This window comes from Polyangiaceae bacterium, assembly GCA_020633235.1.
Taxonomy (GTDB): Bacteria; Myxococcota_A; Polyangia; order Polyangiales; family Polyangiaceae; genus JACKEA01.
Genome location: JACKEA010000004.1, coordinates 94,704 through 118,059 on the forward strand (window position 1 = coordinate 94,704; position 23,356 = coordinate 118,059).

21 protein-coding genes are annotated in these 23,356 nt (G+C 67.0%); 10 read left to right on the forward strand and 11 right to left on the reverse strand.

Features of this window, described 5'->3' with window-relative positions; translation table 11 throughout:
- The first annotated feature begins 39 nt into the window (after positions 1-39).
- The 4 genes from H6717_21755 (at position 40) to H6717_21770 (ending at position 4,189) form a co-directional block, all read left to right on the forward strand.
- Positions 40-744 carry a hypothetical protein gene (locus H6717_21755; GenBank protein ID MCB9579670.1) on the forward strand — a complete coding sequence of 235 codons (705 nt, stop codon included), beginning with the start codon at positions 40-42 and terminating at the stop codon, positions 742-744.
- Positions 745-1,072: 328 nt separating this feature from the next.
- Complete coding sequence (locus H6717_21760; protein ID MCB9579671.1) at positions 1,073-2,803, forward strand: DUF853 family protein; 1,731 nt, start codon at positions 1,073-1,075, stop codon at positions 2,801-2,803.
- Positions 2,773-3,546: a hypothetical protein gene (locus H6717_21765; GenBank protein ID MCB9579672.1), complete on the forward strand. Its 774-nt coding sequence runs from the start codon at positions 2,773-2,775 to the stop codon at positions 3,544-3,546. The genes H6717_21760 and H6717_21765 overlap by 31 nt, the downstream gene beginning before the upstream one ends.
- A gap of 73 nt (positions 3,547-3,619) precedes the next feature.
- On the forward strand, positions 3,620-4,189 hold the full coding sequence (locus tag H6717_21770; GenBank protein ID MCB9579673.1) for a hypothetical protein: 570 nt from the start codon (positions 3,620-3,622) through the stop codon (positions 4,187-4,189).
- A gap of 11 nt (positions 4,190-4,200) precedes the next feature.
- On the opposite strand, the gene H6717_21775 is transcribed toward H6717_21770, so the two are convergent.
- From H6717_21775 to H6717_21785, 3 genes are all read right to left on the reverse strand, one after another.
- Entirely contained in the window at positions 4,201-4,992 is a 792-nt protein-coding gene (locus tag H6717_21775; GenBank protein MCB9579674.1) for a hypothetical protein, read from the reverse strand.
- Between the two features lie 97 nt (positions 4,993-5,089).
- Positions 5,090-7,300, reverse strand: a complete 2,211-nt coding sequence (locus H6717_21780; protein ID MCB9579675.1) for a M48 family metalloprotease — start codon at positions 7,298-7,300, stop codon at positions 5,090-5,092.
- A 22-nt stretch (positions 7,301-7,322) separates the two neighbouring features.
- Entirely contained in the window at positions 7,323-7,838 is a 516-nt protein-coding gene (locus tag H6717_21785; GenBank protein ID MCB9579676.1) for a TerB family tellurite resistance protein, read from the reverse strand.
- Positions 7,839-7,913: 75 nt separating this feature from the next.
- On the opposite strand from H6717_21785, the gene H6717_21790 reads away from it, so the two are divergent.
- Positions 7,914-8,522, forward strand: a complete 609-nt coding sequence (locus tag H6717_21790) for a TetR/AcrR family transcriptional regulator (protein MCB9579677.1) — start codon at positions 7,914-7,916, stop codon at positions 8,520-8,522.
- On the opposite strand, the gene H6717_21795 is transcribed toward H6717_21790, so the two are convergent.
- The 3 genes from H6717_21795 to H6717_21805 are packed head-to-tail and all read right to left on the reverse strand — an operon-like array spanning position 8,523 to position 10,211.
- Positions 8,523-9,389: an SDR family NAD(P)-dependent oxidoreductase gene (locus H6717_21795; GenBank protein MCB9579678.1), complete on the reverse strand. Its 867-nt coding sequence runs from the start codon at positions 9,387-9,389 to the stop codon at positions 8,523-8,525. It abuts the gene before it with no gap.
- On the reverse strand, positions 9,389-10,030 hold the full coding sequence (locus H6717_21800; GenBank protein MCB9579679.1) for a hypothetical protein: 642 nt from the start codon (positions 10,028-10,030) through the stop codon (positions 9,389-9,391). The genes H6717_21795 and H6717_21800 overlap by 1 nt, the downstream gene beginning before the upstream one ends.
- 1 nt (position 10,031) lies before the next feature.
- The gene (locus tag H6717_21805) at positions 10,032-10,211 is read right to left on the reverse strand and encodes a hypothetical protein (protein MCB9579680.1); all 180 of its coding nucleotides are present in this window, start codon (positions 10,209-10,211) and stop codon (positions 10,032-10,034) included.
- Between the two features lie 146 nt (positions 10,212-10,357).
- Here H6717_21805 and H6717_21810 point away from each other — a divergent pair, with 146 nt between their 5' ends.
- The gene (locus H6717_21810) at positions 10,358-11,821 is read left to right on the forward strand and encodes a hypothetical protein (GenBank protein MCB9579681.1); all 1,464 of its coding nucleotides are present in this window, start codon (positions 10,358-10,360) and stop codon (positions 11,819-11,821) included.
- Positions 11,822-11,824: 3 nt separating this feature from the next.
- On the opposite strand, the gene H6717_21815 is transcribed toward H6717_21810, so the two are convergent.
- Positions 11,825-13,531, reverse strand: coding sequence for a right-handed parallel beta-helix repeat-containing protein (locus tag H6717_21815; protein ID MCB9579682.1), 1,707 nt, complete (start codon positions 13,529-13,531; stop codon positions 11,825-11,827).
- A 143-nt stretch (positions 13,532-13,674) separates the two neighbouring features.
- Positions 13,675-14,637: a helix-turn-helix domain-containing protein gene (locus H6717_21820; protein ID MCB9579683.1), complete on the reverse strand. Its 963-nt coding sequence runs from the start codon at positions 14,635-14,637 to the stop codon at positions 13,675-13,677.
- Positions 14,638-14,739: 102 nt separating this feature from the next.
- On the opposite strand from H6717_21820, the gene H6717_21825 reads away from it, so the two are divergent.
- Both H6717_21825 and H6717_21830 read left to right on the forward strand, forming a co-directional pair.
- A complete protein-coding gene (locus H6717_21825) occupies positions 14,740-15,039 on the forward strand; it encodes an antibiotic biosynthesis monooxygenase (protein ID MCB9579684.1) in 300 nt (99 codons plus the stop codon).
- A 229-nt stretch (positions 15,040-15,268) separates the two neighbouring features.
- Positions 15,269-16,915, forward strand: a complete 1,647-nt coding sequence (locus H6717_21830; protein MCB9579685.1) for an IgGFc-binding protein — start codon at positions 15,269-15,271, stop codon at positions 16,913-16,915.
- A gap of 167 nt (positions 16,916-17,082) precedes the next feature.
- Here the strand turns inward: H6717_21830 and H6717_21835 are convergent, their stop codons facing one another.
- Positions 17,083-17,823 (reverse strand): hypothetical protein, encoded by a 741-nt coding sequence (locus H6717_21835; protein ID MCB9579686.1) that lies wholly within the window; start codon positions 17,821-17,823, stop codon positions 17,083-17,085.
- A gap of 228 nt (positions 17,824-18,051) precedes the next feature.
- Here H6717_21835 and H6717_21840 point away from each other — a divergent pair, with 228 nt between their 5' ends.
- Positions 18,052-18,432 carry a hypothetical protein gene (locus tag H6717_21840; protein ID MCB9579687.1) on the forward strand — a complete coding sequence of 127 codons (381 nt, stop codon included), beginning with the start codon at positions 18,052-18,054 and terminating at the stop codon, positions 18,430-18,432.
- A gap of 187 nt (positions 18,433-18,619) precedes the next feature.
- Positions 18,620-19,636: a hypothetical protein gene (locus H6717_21845; protein MCB9579688.1), complete on the forward strand. Its 1,017-nt coding sequence runs from the start codon at positions 18,620-18,622 to the stop codon at positions 19,634-19,636.
- Between the two features lie 117 nt (positions 19,637-19,753).
- On the opposite strand, the gene H6717_21850 is transcribed toward H6717_21845, so the two are convergent.
- Together H6717_21850 and H6717_21855 are read right to left on the reverse strand one after the other, a co-directional pair.
- Positions 19,754-20,914 (reverse strand): thiolase family protein, encoded by a 1,161-nt coding sequence (locus tag H6717_21850; protein MCB9579689.1) that lies wholly within the window; start codon positions 20,912-20,914, stop codon positions 19,754-19,756.
- A 3-nt stretch (positions 20,915-20,917) separates the two neighbouring features.
- Positions 20,918-23,287 carry a 3-hydroxyacyl-CoA dehydrogenase/enoyl-CoA hydratase family protein gene (locus tag H6717_21855; GenBank protein ID MCB9579690.1) on the reverse strand — a complete coding sequence of 790 codons (2,370 nt, stop codon included), beginning with the start codon at positions 23,285-23,287 and terminating at the stop codon, positions 20,918-20,920.
- Positions 23,288-23,356 lie beyond the last annotated feature (69 nt).

Consider the following 23,356-nt stretch of genomic DNA (forward strand, 5'->3'; position numbering starts at 1 on the left):
GTTGGCTTTCCGGTTCATCGCGCCGGGGGCCGATTCGCCGTGAAGCCCGAAATCCACATCGCCCACCGGTTCCCCTCGCTGTCTCCCGAGCGCGCGCGCCGCGGAGCCCGCATCCTGTCGTCCACGCTGTACCTGCTGCTCGCTCTGGTGGCGCTGATGGAGCTCGGCAATCCGGGAATGGTGCGGCGCATCTCCGCGCAGGGTGCCGGGCGGGTGCTGCTGCTGGTGGTGGCGGCGCTGCTGTTGCTGATGACCGCCCTCGCCTTCGGTAACGTGATCTCCCGCCAGGACTCCACGCTCCAAGCCGGCTTCGGTGATGCACTGCTGCATCTCGCGATCGCCATTGGTGGCCTCGATCTCGCCGTCGGCAGTCGCATCCTCTCCGTGCCGGAGGGCGCGATCCTCGTCGCCGGGCTCGGCGTCCTGCTCTTCTCCGTCGGCCTGGTGGTGGCGCTGTGGTCGTTCCGCCCGCTCGAGCTGGACACCAACGCCATCAGCGATTGGCGGGCGCGTGAGCTACGGGCGATTCACCGCCGCGACTACCGCGTGCGGGGTAGCGTCTTCGCCGTGCTCGGCGGCTTCCTCGCTGCGGCTTCGGCGCACGCGGGCCTCACGGCGGATCACACCGTGGCCCACGCGCCCTGGCGCTTGCCCCTGCTGGTGGCCGCCGCCGCTGCCCTCGGTGCCTACGGCCTGCACGCCCTTTGGATCCTCCGCCAAGAAGAACGCCTCTGGCTGAGCTGATCGTATTCTTGTCGGGGCGGCGCGAACCCCGTCAGTGCTGAGACATACAGCGAAGGCACGGCCCTTTTTCACCCGGCTTGCAGGGCGCGTCGTTGCACACCCCGAGCACGCCGCCGCCCAGCTGACAGCGATCTCCGCGTTCCACGCATCGTGAAGGCTCCGACTGCGACGCCGGCTTCGAGTCCGGGCAGCCGAGCTGAGCGATGCATAGAAGCGCGAGAATCGTCCAACGCGTGGCGGTCACGACGACGCCACGGTGCCACGCCTTGGGCGTGGGTCAAGCGCGGTGGTTTTCGCGAGTGAGCGGCTTTGCTATGGCCCACGCAAGGTGAGCGACGAAACACTGTGGTTGGGTCAGCGCCGGGACGACGGCCAGGCGGCGAAGCTTCCGGCGCGGGCGCTCTTGCGCCACGTGATGGCCCTCGGCTCCAGCGGCTCCGGTAAGACCGTGTTGTGCAAGGTCGTCGTGGAAGAAGCCGTGCGGAGCGGCATCCCGGTGATCTGCGTCGACCCTCAGGGTGATCTGTGCAGCTTGGTGGAAGCCGCCACGGACCCAGAGGCTCTCGCTCGCCATGGGATCGACCCGGAGGTGGCTCGCGAGTTCGCGGAGCGCGCGGACGTGGTGATCTTCACCCCCGCGTCCCCCAAAGGCGTGCCGCTGTGCGCGGATCCCGTCGATCCGAAGCTTCCGAAGCTGGCCCCCGCGGAGCGCTTGCAAGCGCTGACGCGCACCGCGGGCATGGTCACCTCGCTGCTGGGCTTCGACGTCGACTCGGACGACGGCGCGGGTCTGGTGGCGGTGCTCGACGGCGTGCTCGGTGAGATGCTCGACGCCGGGCGAGACGCGAGCTTGGCGGCGCTCGGGGAAGCGCTCTTGGAGCACGAGAAAGACGGCTTCGCCAAGCTGTCCCGCTATCTGGATCCGAAGAAGATCCGCACCGCGTGTCAGCGCCTGGCCCGGCTGGACGTGGGCGCTCGGCGCCTGCTGTTCCACGAAGGCGTGCCCATCGACGTCGACGTGCTGCTGGGACGCGAAGAGAAGAGCCGGAGCGACGACCGCATCCGCGTGAGCGTGGTGTACCTGAACACGCTGGGCAGCCAGGACGACAAGGACTTCGTGGTCGCCGCGCTGGCGGACCGTTTGTATTCCTGGATGCTCGAGCATCCGAGCCCAGAGCCCCAGGCCCTGTTCTACATCGACGAGGTGAGCCCCTTCATTCCTCCGGTGCGGAAGCCTGCCTGCAAGGAGGGGCTGCAGCTGCTGTTCAAGCAGGCGCGCAAGTACGGCGTGTGCTGCCTGATGGCGACGCAGAACCCGGGTGACGTCGACTATCGCGCGATGGCGCAGTTCGGAACCTGGGCCCTGGGGCGCCTCACCACGCGACAAGATTTGAAGAAGATCGAGCCCAGCATCAAGTCGCTCGATCCGGTGCACTCCGACGCGCTGCTCTCGGCCCTGCCGGGGCTGCGCCCTGGGCAGTTCACGCTGCTCTCCCCCGATCACTTCGAGAGCGCGCTGCCGCTCCAGGTGCGCTGGCTCCTATCCGAGCACCAGACCTTCGACGAAGAGCGCATCGAGCGGGTGGCGGACGAGCGTTGGCGCGAGCGCTTCGCGCCGCTCACGGGCGGACGTGGCGCGGCGTCCGCGGGGGATCGCGCCGAGCCAACACCCGAAGCGGAACCCGAGTCCGTAGCACCGGAGCCCATCCGTCCTCCGAAGGCGAAACCCGAGTCCGTAGCGCCGGAGCCCATCCGTCCTCCGAAGGCGAAACCCGCGCCCCCAGCGTCGGTGCTCGACGAAGCGGACGCCGAAGAACGCTTCACGCCGATCCCCCCGACGGTGGACGACCCGCCGCCGGCCATTGCTCCCACGGTGGCGATGACCCACGTGGTGCCGCTGCCACCATCGCCCGTCCCCGCGCCCGTCGCCGCCCCCCGCGCCCGCCGCAGCACCCCGCCGCCGCACCCGCGCCCGCTGCCGCCGCCGCACCCGCGCCCGCCGCCGCGCCCGATCCCCACGAGCAAGCCGTGCGTCGCTTGGCCAAGAAGAAGAGCATGACGGCCAAGGAATTCGCGACGGCCTCCGGCTTCGGCGAGAAGAAGGCCCGCGCGGTGCTCAAGGAGCTCGTCGCCGCGGGGCACGCCGGTCAGTTCAAGGAAGGACGCGTGCAGCGCTTCTGGGCGCTGTCGTCCGGGGCGCGGCCGGACATCGGTCTGCCCGCCCAGGTGATGACGGTGGCTGCGCGCATCGACGCCAATGGCGCTGCCGCCATCGCGCGGGACCACGCCCGCAGCAAGCTCCTCGGGCTGATCGGCAACGACGAGCAGCTCGCGCGCGTGGTGCTTTCGTACCGCCTGCTCTACAAGGTGGACTTCCGCGAGACCGTGGAGCGCTCCCTCTTGCATCGCGTGGTGGGCGCCGGCACGGAAGAGCGCCTCGGCAGCCTGTACTTCCACCCCCACACCCTGGACGTGCTCACTTTCTCGCGCGAGGGCGTCGTGTTCGCGCCGCGCCCCGCGGAGCGCGCCAGCGAAGTAGTGGACCTCGACGGCTTCGCGGCCTTTGCCGAAGCCACGGCCGCGGAGCTGGCCATCAGCGAAACGGACTATCGCGCGCGGCGCTCGGAAAAGGACGTCGCGCGGGAGACCAAGACGCGCTTCGGTGCCGCCCCGGTGCGCGTCACGGACGTGTTCTTCCCATTGTGGGAGATCACGCTCCAGCGCGATGGCGGCGCGGGTTATCGCGTCGTCACCATCGACGCCCTCGTGGGCCGCCCCGTGAGCTGGCCCGCGCCGGCCTGAACGGCCGCGTTGGGTATCGCGCCGCAGCGACAAATCCTGGTAGCCTGACAAGGCTGAGCAGAGGAGCGGACGGATGCGAACCACGATGATTTCGTTGCTGGTGGTGACGGTGGCGCTACTGGCCTGCAAGAAGGAAGAAGACAAGACGGAGGCACCACGCGCCGAGGCAACGCCCGCGGCCACGCCCGTGGCGCCGGCTCCGGAGCCCACGCCGGCGGAGCCCGCGCGCACGGCGGAGCCCAGCGATCAACCGCAGTCGCGTACGGGGATCCCGACGGAGGGCAACTCCAAGCCGCCCACGGTGGCGGAGTGGAACGCCGTCGGAGAGATCACGGTGCGCCACAGCACGCCGCTCGGGTGCGAGACGAAGCTGGTGCGGGAGTGGCTCCGGGTGAGCTGCCGTACTGCCTCGAGTGACGCGAATCAGATCCTGGCCGTGGAGCTCACCCGCGGGAAGGACTCCGGCGGTATTCCTCCGTTCGTGAAGAAGGGCGTGGCGAGCATCGTCACCCGCGTGAAGCCGGGCATGGACGCGGAGTGGACCTATCGCTGGAGTCAGTGGGGAACGCGCAAGCTCATGGTGCGTTGGCCGAACGGCGCGCCTTCACCCACGTACGAGTTCGATCAGAGCGCGCCGAAGTAGCCGGACCCCGCTCATGGTCCGAGGGACTGAACGTCCAACGTCACCGTTACGTCGGGCCCGCAGCCGGCGGGGCCGAATGTCAGCACGTGTTGGTAGGGAACCGCAGGTACTTCCGGCGAGTAGACGAAGACGCCAACACCGATCTTCTGCTTGGGCGCGAGCGAAGCAGTCAGGTCGAGACCCACGTTGAACGGCCCCGGGTCGAAGTCATAGGCCAGGTCCCCGATCCTCGAACCGATGCTGCCGACGTTCTCGAGGGTGAACTGATGCGACACCACGCCGGGTACCTCGTCTTGCATCCAGGTCAGAGTGTCCGGTGAGACCTTCAGAGTGGGCAGCGCGCCCTTGGCGGAAACCGGGATCTCGAGCTTCGGCCGACTCGGGTCGTTGGAGCTCAAGACTAGAGTACCGCTCATCAGATCTCCGTCTGCGCAGCACAGGTTCAGGAACTCGAGATGCAAGGTCCGCTTCGCCCCAGGCTCCACGGTGAACGCGTTGTAGCTTGGAACCACCCCGGTGCTGCCCTCGTCGTCAACAGCAAGGGTTGCATCTCCGTCGTTTCTGACCACCAGCTTCAGGGCCTGGTACCTGGCGTCCGCGTTGGCTCCCGAGAGCTCGCAGGACAACACACCCGCATCGAGGGCGTCCGCGCTCACCCAGATCTTGGGCCCAGGAGCTGGCGCGTCGACGCCCGAGTCCTGTGTCGTCGACGGACCCGGTTCGGACGGCGAATCGTCGGCGCCGCACCCAGTGAGCGCAGCGAGAACGGCGAAAACGCCCCAGCGCTTCAGAAGCGTGGTCATGCAGCAGACTACGGTGGGACCATGTCACACCTGCTCGACACTTTCGGACAACGGCGGCCGCGTCGGGTATCGCGCCGCAGCGACAAGATGCTGCAGGTCATGCGTCTTGGCTGGTAGCCTTGAACAGCTCGGGATCCAGGCCTTCTTGCAGATGCAAGAGCGCGCCGAGGTTCTTGAAGTGCAGCTTGCGCAGGCGCCCGAGCACCTGGCCCAGCTGGCGCATGAGTTGATTGACCCACTCGCCCGTGAGCGGTTCCGGACGCGGCTCGAGCAACACCTCGGGTAGCACGAAGTCGCGCACCGAGCGGACCTCGGAGAGGTGTGCCAGGGGCACGAGCTTGGTGGAGCTGCATGCGTCCAACACCTGCAGCAGCGCGATGCGGGCCTCGTCGAAGGTCTCCACCACGTAGGCGAAGTCGGCCTGGTTCAGCTCGCGACCGGCGCTCAGCGCGGCGAGCACCGGACCGAGCTTCACGTCCACCGCGTTCAGCTTCTTGATCTGCTTTTGCACGCGCACCAAGAAACGATAGCGACGCACCAGCTCCTTGCCTTCGGCGGTGCCCGCACTCTTGGCCACGAAGTAGCGGAACACGGCGCGGTCGATGCCGTCGATGGTGTGGTCCGTCTGGTCCCGCTCGATGACGGCCTCTTCCAGGAGCTTCTTCGCGGAGGAGGCACGCACGCGCTTGTCGCCACCCAAGAGTTTGCGCGCCGCCGGCCCTTCCAGCTTGCCCGCGTCGAGCTCGCTCAAGATACCCACGCGACGATACAGCTCGGCGCGGCGTTTCATCAGATCTTCGAGGGCGCTTCCGGTGTGCGACGCCGCAAGCGCCCGAAGCACGTCGAGATCCAGCTCGTTCCGCTCTTTCGCTTCCGTGAGCTCCTTCACCTGTTTGCTCAAGGGTCCGGGCGCGATGAAACGATCGTCGTAAAGACCGTGGTAGTGCTCCGCCTGCTCCATCTCTTGGCGCTCTTCCAAGATCTGGCGGTGCACCTCTTGCGCGGGCAGCACTTCCTTGGCGGTGCGCCCGCCTTGCTCGTAGAGCATCTCCGTGAGCACCGTGCGCAGCTTCTTCTTGTGCCCGAAGAGATGCCATGCCGGCCGGCCGTCGGCTTCCAGCGCCAGATAGCGCTGCTTGATGTTGCGCTCTCGGTCGAAGTTGGAAGGATGCGACGCCCACATGTCCGCGGCGGTCTCTTCCTCCGCCGTGAAGTGCGGAGCTTGTCCGGGTTGGTAGTCCTTGAACAGGCTCGGGTGCTGCTCTCCGAGGTCGGGCTTCTCGGTCAGGAGCTTTCGGATGCGCTCGAGCGAACGGCTCTGGTGATAGAAGAGGTCGTCGCTGTGGGTGCCGTGCATGGCCACGCTGGCGAGATCCGAGCCGGCCATGTTGAAGGCGAGGCTCGCGCGCTCCGTCTTCCACAGTGCGGAGATGAGCGCGTCGCTGCCGGTGAGACGCGCCGCTGCCAGGTCCGCGTCGAACTCCATCTGGCGCGAGAGCGAGCGGTTCAGCTTGTTGATGCCCTCGAAGCCCCAGGCCAGGATCTTGCGCAGGACCCACACGACGCCCTTCAGGCCCCAGGCAGGGAAGCTCAGGCGCAGGTCGATGCTGCACCAGTTGTTGAGAAAGCGGTCCCAGAAATCTCGGCCGTAGACCATGTCGTGCATGACCTGATTCGCGGAGTACACGTAGCGACCGAGGCGCATGCTGCTCTGGGCGAAGTGTCCGAACTCGTGCGCCAGCACGGCTTTCAGCTCGCTGAGCGACAGCACGTTCACGAGCCCGAGCCCGATGACCAGGTTCTTGCGCACCGGGAGCAGCAGGGACAGCACCGACCGCGGATAGAACACGCCGGCGTTCACGTCGGCGCTCAGGTAGATGTGCCCGGGCTTGGGGCTGCCGGCCTCCTCGCACAGCCTGGAAATGAACGCGTGCAGCGCCGGCTGCTCCTCGGCGGTGACCTCCACCATGGCGTCTTCGTCCAGGCGGTTCTTCTTGAACAGGCCCTTGAGCAGGAACAAGAACAGCATCGCCGAGCCGGCGATGGCGAGGACGTTGAAGAACGAGAACTTGCCGGCAGTCGCCGCGGCGTACACCAGGTAGCCCGCGCCGAAGAGCAGACTCAGATAGAAGACCAGGAACGCCCCCAGGGCGATCAGCACCACCACGGCGCGCAGCCTGTATTCGCGGGTCGTCTGCGGAGCCGGCGGCAGCGGGCTCGGGGACGGTGGGTACAGCGCCAAGGCACCGTCCGCGTCCACGCTGGCCGGCATGGCCTCTACGGACGGCGGCGGCGGTTCCTCGGGCATCTCCCGACGATGGTATCGGACTTTAGCGGTGCTTGAGAACGCCGAGCTTGTCCCGGTGTTTGTGCTGCGCCCGGTTGTAGTCGTCCTGCGTGAGGCCCAGCGCGGTGGTCACCGTGCGCAGCAAGTTGACTTCGGCGTTGTCGATCTCTCCGTCCGCCGCGGCCACGTCCACGAGAACGTCCAAGATCTCGACGCGCAGCTCGTGGTCCGCCAGCTCCACCAGGGCTCGGGCGTAGCGTGGCAGCTCCACCGTGGACACTTCCAAGATGTTTCGCCGGAGGGCATCCGTGATGGCGGTGATGCCGGCGTCCGTCATGCCGTTCACCCGTGACAGCTCGCGCCGGACTCGCCGCTCCTCCTTCTCGGAGTAATCGCGATCCGCGTAGGCGATGGCGCCCAAGAGGCCGGTGATGGACGTCACCACCTGCACCGTCTCTTCGTCCGCCCCGGAAAGGTGTGCTCGCACGGCGTGGGTGAGTGCCTCCGCCCCCTTGGGCAGCGGGGCGGAACGTGCGGTGGACAGCCAGCGACCGAACATGGCGCGATGTTACCGCTCTCGCGAGAGCTGTCCCGATGTTTGTTGCTGCGCCGCGGGCACGCTACGGTGAGCCGCGTGGCACGTCCCCGAGAAGCGGACTCCGAGCGGACCATGCAGGCCATCGTCGCGGCGGCGCTGGAGGTGCTGTCGGAGACGGGCAACGCGTCGCAGCTGTCACTCCGAGCCGTGGCGACGCGCGCCAAGCTGAGCCTCGGGACGATTCAGTACTACTACGCCACGAAGGCAGAGGTCTTGGAGGCGTGCCTGGACGGCTTTCACGGCCGCGTGGCGGAGCTGGCGCTGTCGTACATCCAGATTGCGCAGGAGTCCCAGGACGGAAAGCGGTTTTTCGAGGACGCGATTCGTGCATTTTACGACCTCTGCGTTCGCGAGCGCGCGCTCATCCGGCTCCGGCTGGTGGCCAATCTGGACCAGGGCGAGCTGCACCCCCGGCGTCAGGCGGACTTCATGGGCTCGCTCCTGACCCAGGCGGTGGGCACGGTGAAGCATCTCATCGAGGTGCCCGAACAGGAGGCGCGGGTCGCGATCCAAGCGATGACGGCGATCCTCATTCGCTTCGCCTTGCTCAGTGATTCCGAGCGCGAGCATTTCGAAGGGCCGGAGGCCATCGTGGAGTATCTGATCCGCGTCGGGCGTCGGATGGTGCGCCCGGGGGACGGTTGATCAGCGGTCGGTCATTGCCTCGCTGACGTTCCACAGCTCCCGGGCCAGGGTCGCATCGAGGGCCACAGGGTTCGGCGCCCGGGGCGCGCACCAGGCGAAGTACCGTCCGCTCTGGTCGCGGAGCTCCGGCATGGACGCGACATGCAAGGACGTGCGCGCGCCCTCTTCCGGCGTGAGCAAGTGCAGCTTTCCGATGCTGTCCGACAGCCACTGCAACGGAACCGAGGTGCGCACCACGTTGGTGGCCACGTCGCCGGGGTGCACGGCATTGGAGGTGACCTCGCGGCGGTCAAGCCGCCGCGCGAGCTCGTTGCTGAACAGCACGTTGCACAGCTTGGATTGCCGGTAGGCGCGGAGACCGCCGTAGCGGCGCTCCTGAAACTCGAGGTCGTCGCGGCGGAGGGCGCGTTCCTTCTCGTGCAGCCGGGACGAGACGTGGACGACGCGCGCGGGAGCGCTGCGCCGCAGTGTCTCCAGCAGCTCGAGCGTGAGTAGGAAGGGCGCCAGGTGGTTCACCTGAAACGTCATCTCGATGCCGTCCGCGCTCAGGCGCCGCGACGGGAGCCACAGGCCGGCGTTGTTGACGAGCACGTGAATGGCTTCGAAGCGCGAGCGCAGCGTTCGAGCCAATCGCCGAACGTCTTCCAGCCGCGCGAAGTCGCACACTTCCCACGCGGCGCTCAGCGCTTCTGCGTGCGCGCGGGTGCGCTCGGCGTCTCGGCCAACGAGGCACACCGTGGCGCCCCGCTCGGCGAGCCCGCGCGCGGTCCACAGGCCAATCCCGCTGGAAGCGCCGGTCACCACGCAGATGCGGCCCGCGAGGTCCACCCTCGGAACGGGAGGTGGCACCTTCCGGCGAAGCCGCATCAGTAGACCGGATACATCAGCTTGCAGCCCTCCGCCGAGGGGCCGATGGAATCCTGAGCCCACTTCAGGTTACCGCCCTCCAGGGACGACAGCGCCTGGATGCACTCGCTCACCGTGAAGTCCGGGCGTTGGTGCTTGGCCTTGCAGCGGGCCACGGCGCTCTCGCACGTTTGGGTGAACGCGGCATCCGGGCACGCTTCCGCCAGCGCCGAGCGAAAGCACTGTTTGCGCACGCGGATGTCGCACGCCGCGCGGCCCCTTTCTTCGAAGCAGCGCGCAACCGCAGCCCCCACGCGTAGGCGGTAGCCGTAGCCCTTGGCGAGCAGATCGCAGGTGCCGCCGAAGCCTTCGCACGCGGGCCCGCTGAAAGTGCGCTCGTTCACCCAATTGCAGTTCACGTCCCCCACGTCGTTGTTGCAGCCCGATGCCACTGGCGTCTCTACCACCTCCACCGGTGCGTCGGGCACGGCGCCAACGGGTTCCGGAGGTGTCGTGTCCGTGGGTGCCGGCAGAGCAGTGGCGACCGCGCCGCTGCTCTCGGTGCTGTCGAAATATCGCGGCGCGGGCTTCGGCTCCGGCTGCGGAGCGCACCCCGCGATGGCCGCCGTCAGCGCCGCGAACACCTCGAAGTCGATGCGCATGTCAGTCCGCGTCTCCCGGAAGCGCGAGCACGCCCGGATACAGGCGATCCACGTTCAGCGTTGCGCCGCCGGCCACCGAGAGCCGCTCGCCGGGGCCCGTCGTACCGGGCTCGAGCTCGACGGGGCCGCAAATCACGGTCGCGTACGGCGCTCCCACGTCAGGTACTCCCGCGGCGGGCATGGCGCGAGCATAGCATCCGACGGCTGGCGCGAGGTCCCGCGGCGGACCGACATTCATTCGAAGGATGTCGGGGCGGCGCGGTAACTGCGCGCTGCTCGGAAAAGTCCTTTTCGCGCCGCACCCGAGATCGGACAATCATCGTCACGATGACGACCACCACGCGCTTTCGGACCATTGGACTCGGGGTTTGCTTGCTCTTCGCGAGCGGTAGCGCCGCGGCAGCAACGCGCAGCGTTGGGCCCGGCAAGCAATACGCCACGCCCTGCGCCGCAGTGGCGGCGGCGTCGGATGGTGACGTCATCGAGATCGATGCTGCGGGCAACTACGACGGTGACGTGTGCGCCATCAACAAGAACCAGCTCACACTGAAGGGCGTGAACGGCCGCGCCAAGATCGACGCTGCTGGGCAGAACGCGCAGGGCAAGGCCATCTGGGTGATCAGCGGCAACGACGTGACGGTGGAGAACATCGAGCTCACGGGAGCCACGGTGCAAGATCAGAACGGCGCCGGCATTCGCCAGGAGGGCGCGAACCTCACGGTGCGCCATTGCTACTTCCACGACAACGAGAACGGTATCCTGGCCGGGGACAACCCCAACAGCGAGATCTTGATCGAGTACAGCGAGTTCGATCACAACGGCTACGGCGACGGGTACTCGCACAACCTGTACATCAATCACGTCAAGAAGCTCACGTTTCAGTACAACTGGTCGCACCGCGCGAAGATCGGACACCTGTTCAAGTCGCGCGCGGCGGAGACGCACGTGCTCTACAACCGCCTCACGGGGGAGGGCGACGGCACCCAGAGCTACGAGATCGACGTCCCCAACGGCGGCAAGACCTACGTGATCGGCAACCTGGTGGAGCAAGGTCCGCAGACGGACAACCCGAACATGCTCGCCTACCAGGAAGAAGGGGCCAACGCCGCCAACCCCAGCCACGAGCTGTTCGTGATCAACAACACCTTCGTGAACGACAAGGGCAACGGCACCTTCGTGAACATCGGCGGCAGCGTGAGCACGCCCGCGGTGATCAAGAACAACATCTTCTTCGGCGGCGGCACCGTTACGAATCAGGGTAACGCCGACCAGGCCAACAACGAGAGCGGCACCACCACGTGCCTCGCGGACGCAGCGAACTTCGACTACCACCTGGTGGCCGGCTCGCCCTGCGTGGACGCCGGGGTGGATCCCGGAACCGGCGCGGGCATGGCCCTCCTGCCGCAGTTCCAGTACGTGCACCCGGCGGATCGCGAGAACCGCACCTCGGTGGGCGCGATCGACATCGGCGCCTACGAGCTCGGCGGCGGCAGCGCGGGCACGGGTGGCGCGGGGGGCAGCGGCGGTGGAAACACCGGCGGCAGCGCGGGCTCCGCAACCGGCGGCGCCGCGGGCGCGGGTACCGGCGGCGGCGCGACGGGCGGCGCATCGAGCGGCGGCAGCTCCAGCGGCGGCGCGGCGGGCAGCACGGGAAGCGGCGGCAGCAAGGCCGGCGGCTCGAGCAGCGACGACGGCGGCTGCGGCTGCCGCGTCGGCACGCGCCCCACGCCGGGCTCGTGGTTCGCGTTCGCGGCGGCGTTGGGCCTGCTCGCGCTGCGCCGTCGGCGCTGACGTCTATTGCTCGAGAGCGCCGCGATCGACGCCGCCGCCCTGGGGGCGCGCGGTGCCGTTCAGGTCCACGGCGATGCTCTGGCCGAACAGGCTCTGGAACGTGGCCCAAGAGCTGGGGCTCACGCCGCTGTCCAGGGCTGGGCTCCCGGTTTGCAGCGTGAAGTCCCCGGTGACGGGGCTCTGAAGCAGCGCGTCTGCTTCGAGGCACGCGGTGCAGGCTCCAGGAAACGCCGCATTCAGTCCCGCCACGTCCATCCCCTTGTTCGAGCCCCAGCGCACCACCGCGGGGGCGTCCATCAGCTCGTGCTCCAGGCTCGAGCCCGCGGCGGCGGTGGGGTCCTCTATGTGCACGTGCGCCCCGGCGATGGTCGACAGCAAGTCGTTCTTCGCGAGCAGCGGTCCGGTGCCCCGAGCATAGGTGATGCCCACGTCAGCGTCGTAGATGGTGTTGTTCTCGACGTGCTTGGTGGCGTCCTGATCCGTGAAGTGAAGCCCCGCGCCGGTCTGCCATGGATCCGTGCTGGGCGCGCTGGCGTCCTGCTTGTGGATGTCGTGGATCAGATTGCCGATGACGTACACGTCCTTGCCGGGGCCGGGCACGTTGTCCACGTCGCCTACGTTGGTGGACGACGTGATGCCCATCTCGCAGTCGTAGATCTCGTTGAACACGATCCATAGCCGCTCGGGCCCGTACTGAAAGCCGATGCCAGCGCCGCCGGACGAGTTGGACGGGCGGTGCCCGTGGACCACGTTCTGCGAGAAGATCACGTCCGTGCTCTGTTTGCTCCACAGGCCCGTCTGCTTGTTCTCGTAGGCGAGGTTCTTGCCCACGTACACGTGGTGCAGGGTGTCCATCAGCCCTGCCTTCTTGGCGTTGATCTGAAGGCCGTCGCCGCTGTTGCGGTACATCACGTTGCCCACGATCCAGACGTGGTTCGCGTGATGCCCGAGGGCGATGCCGTGGTGGTCCTCGTCCGTCGTGGCATTCAAATTGCCGTTGTCGTGCACTTGGTTGTCGTAGAACACGATGTGCTCCGCGGTCGCCGGGTCGTCTTCCGGGTTCCAGCGGCCGGTGTACAGGCCCGCGCTCGGCCCACCGACGCCGTTCCGCACCTCGCTGTGGCGCACCACCACGTGGTCGCTGGGCGTGAGCACGGAGACGCCGCTGTCGGGGCCGTTGAAGTCGAAATGTTCGACGATCAGGTAGCTCCCGGACAGCTCCACTGGCGCTTCGATCTTCGGCGGCGCCGAGCTGTCCGCCGCCACCACGAACACCGGGCTCGCGGAAGTGCCGGCTGCGGCAATGGACACGTCGTTCGTGTAAGGACCGCCCGCGACAAAAACCGTCGCCCCGGCGGGCAAGCTCTTCGGGATCGTGAGCCGCGGCTTGTCTGGCGTACCCTGCGGATTGGCGTCGTCCGTCGCGGCCGGGTGCGTGTTGTCCACGTAGTACCCTGGCGTCTTCGGAGCCTCTTCGTGAATGCCGAACTCCGGCTCGGGGATCGCGACAGGCCAACCGCTGAGCCCAGCGCTGCCGCCAGTGCCTGCGCTGCCGCCCGTGCCCGCCGTGCCGCCCGTCCCGCCGCCGCTACCCCCGCTGCCGCTCGTGCCTCCGCTGCCTGCGGCGCCGTCCGAGCTGTCGGACCCGCAGCCCGCGGTGAAGAGAGCAGTGCACACCACGAACGCCACGCGAAACACCAGGCCGGCCATGATCTCAGGGTAGCGCGGTTCGCGGCCGAGCGAACCCTTGCGCTGGGCGACGATCTCCATCAATTGAGCGGTCGACGACCGGAGGCGTGCAGCGAGGGAGTCGAGATGTTGCGACTCAGAGCTCAGAGAGAGGACCGACGGGGCTAGTTCCGCGCCCGAAGCTCCCGGACTCCGCGCCCGAGTTTCCGCCGCAGCAACGTGCGCAGCGTGGTGCCGTCCCCGTAGCCCACCGCCGCCGCCACCTCTTCGACATCCTGGGTCGTCGTCTGCAGCAAATGCACGGCGCGTTCCACGCGCAGGTCCTGCACGTAACCGACGGGCGACTTGTTGAGCACGTCGCGCAGACGGCGCGCCAGCGTTCGTTCGCTGGTGCCCACCGCGCGTGCCGCGTGACTGAGGGAAAAGCGCTCGCTCAAATGCGAGCGCGCCCAGCGTTCGAAGCGCTCCACGAGCGGATCGTCGTGCGAGAGCTGATCGACGATTGCGTAGCTCGACTGGGACGGGCGCGAATCGACCACGAGGTAGCGCGCGGTGGTGGCAGCCAGAGACGGACTCTTGCGCCGTACCATCCACAAGGCCAAATCGACATGAGCGAGAGCCGCGCCGGCGGTGACGCGCTTGCGATGCTCGACGACCATGCGGGACTCCTCCAGCTCCACTGCCGGAAACAGGTCCCGGAACAGCGGCGCGAGCCACCAGGTGGTCGTCGCGCGGCCGCCATCGAGCAGACCGGTGTGCGCCAACACGAAGGTACCCGTGCAAGCCGCCGCTAGTTGAGAGCCCGCCGCGCCGTACGCGCACAGGACGTCGCTGGCGTCGGCGACGTCCTTTCGGGCCAATGCCGAACGCAACGCGTCGGGCACTTTGCAGCCGAGCGCGGGAATCACGACCATGTCGGGCGCGTCCGCGGGCGCCGAACCGACGGGCACGCTCAGGCCCTGTTGCGTGATCACTTTGCGACGAACGCCGACCAATCGGATTCGGAACATCGGACCGCCGCGCCGGCCGGAAGCCACAGCCAGGTCGTTGGCCGTGGACAGGGTATCGAGCACCGCGGATAGCCCGAGATCGAAAACGCCATCCAAAACCAGAACGCAGACCTCCATGGCGAAAACAGTATCATTGTTGTCGTTTTCGCCAATGGGCACCGACCCCCTGGGCCTCTACCTTTACTTCACCACGCCGGCGTGCGTGGCAAGGAGGTACTCATGGTCAAAGTTGGTTTGTTCGTGCGGTTGGAGGCCAAGCCCGGCAAGGAGCAGGAGCTGGAGGGATTCGTGAAGGGCGCGCTGCCGCTCGCTCGAGAGGAGCCGGGGACCACGGCGTGGTTTGCGGTCAAGCTGGGACCGTCCACCTTCGCCATCTTCGACGTGTTCGAAGAGGAAGCGGGGCGCCAAGCGCACTTGGAAGGACGCATCGCGGCCGCACTGATGGCCAAGGCGGACGAGCTCTTGGCGAGCCCTCCCAACATCGAGAAGCACGACGTGCTAGCCGCAAAATTGCCCTGAAGACACGTCCAGCGGCGCCGCCGGTCTCGACTGCGGCGCCGCCGCACCGTCCTTCCGGCGGGTGGCCGGCGCAGTTGTGACCTGCCCGTGAAGGGCGGTGAGGACGACGAATGCGAGAAGGAGCAAGCGAGGTTCCGCGCCGAACCAACATCCATACGAAGATTGCTGGTCCGCCGCGGAACCTCGCGGACGCGTGAACGCCGCGCAGAGGCGCTGCATCTACGGGTGCATGCGCGCTGTCGCGGCGCTGCCGCTGATCTTGGCATTGGGGTGCGCCACGTCGTCCGGCGCGGGTGGCGGCGCGAATCCGGACGGCGGCGCCGGCACTGGCGGCGGTGGCGGAACTTCGCCTATCGACGCCGGCTTCGACGACTGCAAGAGCCTCGCGGCGCCCAACAGCTACATCGGCTGCGAATACTGGCCCACGGTGACCAGCAACGCGTTCCTGACGGACGGCTTCGCGTTTGCCGTCGTGGTCTCCAATGCGGAGCCGAAGCCTGCCCAGGTGGAGGTGACGCGGGGCGGCACAGCGGTCGCGGAAAAGCTCGTGGCTCCGGGGGACGTCGCGGTCATCGCGTTGCCCTGGGTGGAGGCGCTCAAGAACGACCCGACGTCCATCATGGACTACCACTCCGGCATCTTCCCCACGGCGGCCTACCACCTGCGGAGCAGCGTGCCGGTGACGGTGTACCAGTTCAATCCGCTGGAGTTTGCCATCGATCCGGCACCCGCGGATTGCCTGATCCAGTCCGGCGGCGTGTGCAAGTCCTCGACCAACGACGCCTCCCTCTTGCTCCCCAAGTCCGCGCTAGCCGGCGAGTACTACGTGCTGTCGTACCCGTCGCATCTCGGCAACTACGGAGCGACCTCCGTGTTCCCCAAGACCGGCTGGCACGCGCTCCCGGGCTTTGCCAGCGTCGTCGCGACGGAAGACGGAACCACGGTGGAGGTGACGGCTGGCGGCAAGGTGCGTGCGGGACAGGGCGTGCCCGCTCTCGAGCCGGGGCAGACGGCGAGCTTCAGCCTGAACGCGGGGGACGTGCTCTCGCTGCTGTCCGAGGCGCCAACGCCGGCGGAGGCGAGCTGCACCGGGAACGTGTGCACGGGCGGCGAGCTCTTCGATCTGACGGGAACTCGCATCAACGCGAACAAGCCCGTGAGCGTGATCGCCGGGCACGACTGCACCATGGTGCCGTACGACAAGAACGCGTGCGACCACCTGGAGGAGAGCATGCTGCCGGTGCAATCCCTGGGAAAGGAAGTCATCGCCGCACCGCCGATTCCGCTGCTCGCGGCCGCCGGTAGCGGTTTCGCCGCGGAGGCGTACTACCTGCGCGTGCTGTCCGCGGCCGACGACAACCTCGTGTTCGTCTCGTCGGATGTCGACCAGCAGCTCACCCTGGGCGCGGGTCAGTGGGTGGAAGTTGGTCCGCTACAAGGCCACGCGCGGGTGATCGCTCAGAACAAGATCCTGGTGGCGCAGTACCTGGTGGGACAAGAGGCGTCCGCCGTGGGTGCGCTGGCCGGGGATCCGTCCCAGACGACGCTGGTTCCCATCGAGCAGTATCGCAAGGAGTACGCGTTCTACGTACCGCAGACGTTTCGCCAGAGCTTCTTGGACGTGCTGTCCGTGGGCTACCCCGTGGCCCAGCTCGACGGCGTGCCCATCCCGAAGGACGACTTCAAGATCGCCGTCACCTACGCCAACGGCCAAGAAGAGCCGCGAGTAGCGGCGCGGCTGCCGGTGGAGCCGGGCCTGCACCGCCTCACGGGCGACCTACCCGTCGGGCTCAACGTCTACGGCTACGGCGACTACACCAGCTACGCCTATCCCGGCGGCCTCGAGCTCGCCCCCATCGTGATCACACCCCGATAACGCCGTCACTCGTGCAGCCTCACTGCCGCCTCGGGAGAGGCCAGGCGCCGACCGTCGTCGCAGGGAAGGGCCGTTACTCCGTCGACGCTGAGACGGCCGAAGAACGAGGTTCCGCGCCGAACCAACATCCATACGAAGAATGTCGGTACGGCGCGGTAACACCGCGACTACGCCGGCTCGGGCTCGTCCAGATCGACCCCGCGAACGTCGATCTCCAGCGTGCCGCCCAAGATCTTCGCGTAGCGCTCACACATGGAGAGCACTTCGTCCATGTCGGACAGCTCCATCACCGCAAAGCCGCCGATGAGCTCCTTGGACTCCGAGAACGGCCCGTCGACGACTCGCATTCGGTTGTCGGTGAACACCAGGCGCTTGGCCTTCGCACTCGGCTTCAGGCGCAGCGACTTGACCAGCACGCCGGCCTTGGTCATCTCGGTCTTAAGACGGGTCAGCGCGGCCTTCTGTTGGGCACTGCGCCCGGCCCCCTCCGTCGCCGCATCCGCCTTCTCGATCAGGAGCATCTGCAGCGGAGGATTCTCCGGCGCCGGCATCAGGCCGATGTCCCACGGCTCGTTGACCTTCCCGAGCTCGAGCTCGCCGTCGCCCAGGATCTTGCCATACCGCTCGGCCCAGCCGATGGCTTGCTCGCGCGTCTGCACCTTGAGCATCAACGCTGCCGCCGGAAGCTCGTGCTCTCCGGCGTAGGGACCGTGCTGGATCGTGCAGCGCCCCTCGCGGAACACCAGCCGGCTTCGCGTCTTGCTGGCGCTGAGACCGGCCCCGTCGATGAAGCGACCGTCCGCCGCGTACTCACCGATGAGCTCGCCCATCTGGGTGACGACCTCCATCGGCGGGGGCTGCCCGGCTTCGGTCTGGGGGTCGTTCTTGTGCATGATCATGTAACGCATTGGGAGACTCCTGACGGCTTGGGGTGGGGAAGCGCGGTCCGTCGTGGGCCGCAAGCGCTTCCGGTTGCTACCCAGGCGACAGACGAGCCCGCGGACCATCGACAGGTACCGGCGTTCTTTTTGTAACTATTGAAGTTCATTGCGAATTCTTGCCAGCCGTGGGGCGCGTTTGCTGCACAACCCACGGCATCACGCGTCGATGGGACGGCACCTGCGAAAGGAAGAGCCGTGCCGCGCGTCGTTGCCCTCGTCGTATGTGCCCTTACGGTCGTCGTCATTTATCGCTACCGTCACGCCACGTCGGACGTCGCGCGGCTGGCGGCGGGGCTGGCCGGCGGCGCGTGCTTCCTGCTTCTGGTCTCGTCAGGTGTGCTGTCGTTCGCACCACGCGGTGCGATGCACATCCTGACCAGCGGTGCCCTCGTTGGTCTCGCCGTCCATCTGTTGCACCAGCGCACAGCGCGGCAGCTGCACAGCGGAATACTCGCCCTGATGGCGGCCCTCTTGAACCTGCTGCCGCCCTCGAGCCCACTGGTGATCCCCGCGCTAGTCGCCTCCGCGGGGATGTTCACGTGGGTGCATCTCGGACGCTTTCGCGGACGAGCGTGACGCACGTCGCTCCGTTTCCGCGCCGCACCAACATCAATACGAAGATTGCTGGTGCGGCGCGGTACCTCACGCGGACGACAGCCGTCAGAGTAAGAGGCTTGCGTTCGCGATGTAGAGGCAGCCTCCGTTGGCAGCCGGACGAATTCACCATGGCGAACCGCGGACTATCGGCGCACTGATCTGTCGGGTGAGCATGAAGAAAAACGTCTCTTGGAGCTTCGGTATCCTGGTTGCGCTGGCGGCTTCGGCGGCAGGAGGGGCTCCGCCCAAGCAAAAGCCGTCTGGCAAGAAACCCGTAGATGCGTCCGGACCCGCGGAGCTCACTCTGGTCAGCGCGACCCGCGTCGGAGGGAGCGCGATCTATCCGGGCAACCCGATCCGGGTTCGCCTCGCGGTGCGCAACAACAGCCCGAAGTCGGCTCGGGTGGCGGTGGCCTTGGCGCCCATGTATCCCGGTGCGGCGACGCTCAGGAGCGCGGCCGCCTTTGTTCACTCGAATGCCACCACGCAGATAGAGATGACGTTTCCGGTCGACCCCGGAATGGTCAAGGCCGAGCAGTTCCAAGGCACATTCCTGCTGGTGGATCCCGCCAAACCCCCAGAAACGAACTTCCTGCTGCAGCGATGGCGAGATGCCAACCAAGCCGACAACCACAAGAGCCTGACGCTTCCCGTGACGGTCCCCCTCTACGACGTCACGGCAACATTGGCGGAGGTCTTCGTCTATAACGACTGCAACCCCGGCAAGGCAAAGAGCAATTGGTCCGCAAGCTTCAGTCTATTGTCATCACCCACGCCCCACACGCCTACGACCGACTGGCGGGTCTTCGAAACACCACCGGGCAGCAAGTGGGGCGCGGAGGCGGCGTGGCCAGGGCCCACGCTCGGCGTGCCGCTCTTGGTGACGACGGGTGAACGCTACACCAGCACCGTGAAAGTGCGCATGCCGCGCGTGCCGAAGGACCGCCACATGCTCATCCAGTTCTTTGCCAAGGTGGACAACGGGCCGGCCTACGACGCTCGGGGCAATGTGGGCTCAGCAGTGGGCACGACACCGCCCAACGTCTGGCGCAACAACGGCACAGTTACGTTGAACGCTCTGAAGCTACACGACCCTCGAAACGCACTCGGCAACTGCGGTCCCCAACCCTTCGCCATCAAGGTGCGCTACACCGCCATCCCCACGTCCATGTTCCTGCAATGAGCCGAGCGCACCGGGGGTAACCGCCGGCAGTTGGCGAGCAGGGACGACTCGGCGTGCGGTTCCGCGCCGTACCAACATCAATACGAAGATTGCTGGTACGGCGCGGTAACAGCGCGACTACGCCAGCTCGAAGAGCCCCGCGGCGCCCATGCCGCCACCGATGCACATGGTGACGATGCCGCGCTTGGCCTTGCGCCGCTCGAGCTCGTGAATCAGCGTCGCGGCGAGCTTGGCGCCGGTGCAGCCCAGCGGGTGGCCGAGGGCAATGGCGCCGCCGTTGACGTTGAGCTTGTCGCTCGGGATGCCGAGCTCGCGCTGCACGTACACGGACTGCGACGCGAAGGCTTCGTTCACCTCGATGAGATCGATGTCCTTCATGCTGAGGCCGGTCTTTTCGAACAGCTTCTTCACGGCCGGAATGGGACCGATGCCCATGATCGCCGGATCCACGCCGGCGGTGGCGAAGTGACGGAACCACGCCTTGGGCTTCAGGCCCAGGGCCTTGGCCTTCTCGCCGGTCATCACCAACGTGGCAGCAGCGCCGTCGGACAGCGGTGAGGCGTTGCCCGGCGTGACGCTGCCACCTTGAGCGAAGCTCGGCTTGAGCTGCGCCAGGGCTTCGGCCGTCGTCTCGCGAATGAGCTCGTCGGTGCGGAAGTCGAAGGTCACCCGCTTGCCGTTCTCGAAGCGGATGCCGCGCACCGTCACGATCTCGTCCTCGAACTTGCCGGCCTTGCGGGCCGCGGCGGCCTTCTTCTGGCTCTCGAGGGCGAAGGCGTCCTGCATCTCCCGCGTGACCTCGAAGCGCTTGGCCACGTTCTCGGCGGTGATGCCCATCGGCGTGTAAGCCGAGGGGTCCTTCTCCATCAGCTCCGGGCTGGCGCTGATCTTGTTGCCCGTCATGGGCACCATGCTCATGCTCTCCACACCGCCGGCGATCACGATGTCGTGATAGCCGAGGGCGATGGACCCCGCGGCCAGCGCGATGGCCTGCAGCCCGCTGGAACAGAAGCGGTTGATGGTCATGGCGCTGGTCTCGTTGGGCAGCCCGCCCAGGAGCCCCGCGAGGCGCGCGACGTTGAGGCCCTGCTCGCCTTCCGGCATGGCGCAGCCGAGCACCAGGTCGTCCACCATTGCGGGTTTGACCTGCGGCACGCGCTCGAGGAGCCCGCGGATCACGTCGCCCGCGAGCTCGTCCGGGCGCTTCTGTGCCAGCGAGCCCTTGTACGCACGGCCCACTGCGGAACGAACGGATTCGATGATGGCAATGTCGGTCATGGCTTAGTTCCTCAGGGGCTTGTTGTTCATCAACATGTGCTGCATGCGGTCCAGCGTTCGCTGCTCGCCGCACAGGCTGATGAAGGCCTCGCGTTCCAGGTCCAGGATCTGCTGCTCGCTCACCGGCGCCGCGGCGCCGCCAGCACCGCCACACAAGATGTAGGCGAGCTTCTTGGCGATCACGCCGTCGTACTCCGTGGCGAAGCCACCTTGCACCAGCGTGTCCACCAGCATGGAGATGGTCGCCACGCCGCTCTCTCCCGGCAGCTTGTAGGTCTTGGGCATGGGCGGGTGATAGCCGGCCTCCGCCATGCCGATGGCGCGGGCCTTGGCTTCGGTCACCAGACGGGCCTTGTCGAAGCTGATGCCATCCGTCTTGCGGAAGTAACCGAGCTCCTTGGCCATCTCGGCGCTGGTGGCCACGTTGGCCATGGCGATGTTCTTGAACACCGCCGCCACCAGGGATTGCACGATCACGTCGGCGCCCTCGGGAATGCCTTCCAACGCGCGCCACAGGAGATTCGTGCAACCGCCGCCGGCGGGGATGAGCCCCACGCCGACCTCCACCAGGCCCGCGTAGGTCTCCGCCGCGGCCTGCACGGCGTCCGCCGCCAAGCACACCTCGAGGCCACCGCCCACGGCCATGCCGAAGGGCGCGGCCACCACGGGAACCTTGGCGTACTTCATCTTCTGGCCGGCCTGCTGCAGCGCGTCCACCATCTTGGACAGCTCGTCCCACTGCTTTTGCTGAGCCGCGACGACGACGCCGAACAAGTTCGCGCCCACGCTGAAGTGATCGCCCTGGTTGGCGATGACCAGCGCGCGGTACTCGCGCTCGGCGAGCTCCGTGGCGTCGTTCAGCATGCTGATCACCTCGGGATCGATGGTGTTGGCCTTGCTGGTGTAGGTGATGGAAAGGACGCCGTCGCCCAGATCCCAGGCTTCTGCGCCGCCGTTCTTCAGCACCGGCGCGTTGCCCTTGCGCAGCGCCGGCAGCGGCAGTGCCCGCGGGTCCTTCTTCAGCGAGACGTACTCGCCCTTCGCCAGCTCGAAGACCTTGCCGTCCGCGTAGAACGCCTTGGCGCCCGCGGCCTTCATCTTCTTCACGCTCTCCGGGATCGCGAGGCCGTCCTTTTCCATGCGCTCGAGCACGGCGGAAAAGCCCATGGCGTCCCAGCTCTCGAAGGGACCGAGCTCCCAGTTGTAGCCCCAGCGCATGGCGTCATCGATGGCCGTGATGCTGTCCGCGATCTCGCCCACCATGTTGGCCGCGTACAAGAGGGCGCGGCTCGTGACCTTCCAGGCCCAGGTGCCCGCGGGCCCGGTGTCTTGGAACAGCTTCTTCACGCGCTCACGCGGATCCTCGATCGATCCGATCTGCTTGCACGTACCCTTGATGTCCTTGTTTCCGCCCTTGGCTCGGTACTCGAGCTTGTACGGGTCGAAGGTCTGGATGTCGCTGCCACTCTTCTTGTAGAAGCCGCCCCGGGTCTTGTTGCCGAGGAGCTTCTTCTCGACCATCGTGCGGATGTAGTCCGGCAGCTTGAAGACCTCGCGCTCCGGGTCCTTCTCCAGCGCCTTGTAACAGTTGTCCGCAACGTGCATCACGGTGTCGAGGCCCACCATGTCCGCCGTGCGGAAGCTCGCGCTCTTGGGGTGGCCCATGGGCAGGCCCGTGATGGCGTCCACGTCCTCCGGCGCCAGCTCGTCCTTCAGCATCTGGTGGATGCCGAGCAGCATGGCGTGGGTGCCGATGCGGTTGCCGACGAAGTTGGGCGTGTCCTTCGCGATCACGATGCCTTTGCCCAGCACCTCGCGACCGAAGTCCGCCACGCGATCCATGATCTTGGGATCCGTGTCCGGCCCCGCCACCAGCTCCAGGAGCTTCATGTAGCGAACCGGGTTGAAGAAGTGCATCACGCAGAAGTGCTTCTTGAAGCGGTCGCTGCGGCCGCTCATCATGTCGTGGATGCGGAGGCCGCTGGTGTTCGACGCCACGATGGTGTCGGCCTTGACGACCTTCTCGAGCCGTTCGAACAGCTTCTGCTTGATGTCGAGCCGCTCGATGATGGCCTCGACGATCAAGTCGCAGCTCCCGAGCTTGTCGAAGTCGTCCTCCAGGTTGCCGGTCTCCACCAGGGCCGCGCGGCTCTTGTGGAAGAACGCGGCCGGCTTGGACTTGATCGCACCCTGAAGCCCGCCCTCGGCAAAGCGATTGCGCGCGCGTGGGTCTTTCTTCTCGGCGTCCGAGAGGTTGGGCGGAACGATGTCCAGGAGCACCACGTTCACACTCGCGTTGGCGAGGTGAGCGGCGATGCCGCTGCCCATGACCCCTGCGCCAATGACGCCGACGCGTCGGATCGGTTCAGTCATCTCGTGCCTCGTTGGGTAGGTGGGGACAAAAAGACGCGGGAACCTTTGGGCCGCCGGCCGGCGGTTGCA

Coding starts and splice junctions, on each gene's coding strand:
- H6717_21770 (MCB9579673.1), top strand. CDS start 3,620: ATGCGAACCACGATGATTTCGTTGCTGGTGGTGACGGTGGCGCTACTG.
- H6717_21775 (MCB9579674.1), bottom strand. CDS start 4,992: ATGACCACGCTTCTGAAGCGCTGGGGCGTTTTCGCCGTTCTCGCTGCG.
- H6717_21780 (MCB9579675.1), bottom strand. CDS start 7,300: ATGCCCGAGGAACCGCCGCCGCCGTCCGTAGAGGCCATGCCGGCCAGC.
- H6717_21785 (MCB9579676.1), bottom strand. CDS start 7,838: ATGTTCGGTCGCTGGCTGTCCACCGCACGTTCCGCCCCGCTGCCCAAG.
- H6717_21795 (MCB9579678.1), bottom strand. CDS start 9,389: ATGCGGCTTCGCCGGAAGGTGCCACCTCCCGTTCCGAGGGTGGACCTC.
- H6717_21800 (MCB9579679.1), bottom strand. CDS start 10,030: ATGCGCATCGACTTCGAGGTGTTCGCGGCGCTGACGGCGGCCATCGCG.
- H6717_21805 (MCB9579680.1), bottom strand. CDS start 10,211: ATGCCCGCCGCGGGAGTACCTGACGTGGGAGCGCCGTACGCGACCGTG.
- H6717_21810 (MCB9579681.1), top strand. CDS start 10,358: ATGACGACCACCACGCGCTTTCGGACCATTGGACTCGGGGTTTGCTTG.
- H6717_21815 (MCB9579682.1), bottom strand. CDS start 13,531: ATGGCCGGCCTGGTGTTTCGCGTGGCGTTCGTGGTGTGCACTGCTCTC.
- H6717_21820 (MCB9579683.1), bottom strand. CDS start 14,637: ATGGAGGTCTGCGTTCTGGTTTTGGATGGCGTTTTCGATCTCGGGCTA.
- H6717_21825 (MCB9579684.1), top strand. CDS start 14,740: ATGGTCAAAGTTGGTTTGTTCGTGCGGTTGGAGGCCAAGCCCGGCAAG.
- H6717_21830 (MCB9579685.1), top strand. CDS start 15,269: ATGCGCGCTGTCGCGGCGCTGCCGCTGATCTTGGCATTGGGGTGCGCC.
- H6717_21835 (MCB9579686.1), bottom strand. CDS start 17,823: ATGCGTTACATGATCATGCACAAGAACGACCCCCAGACCGAAGCCGGG.
- H6717_21850 (MCB9579689.1), bottom strand. CDS start 20,914: ATGACCGACATTGCCATCATCGAATCCGTTCGTTCCGCAGTGGGCCGT.
- H6717_21855 (MCB9579690.1), bottom strand. CDS start 23,287: ATGACTGAACCGATCCGACGCGTCGGCGTCATTGGCGCAGGGGTCATG.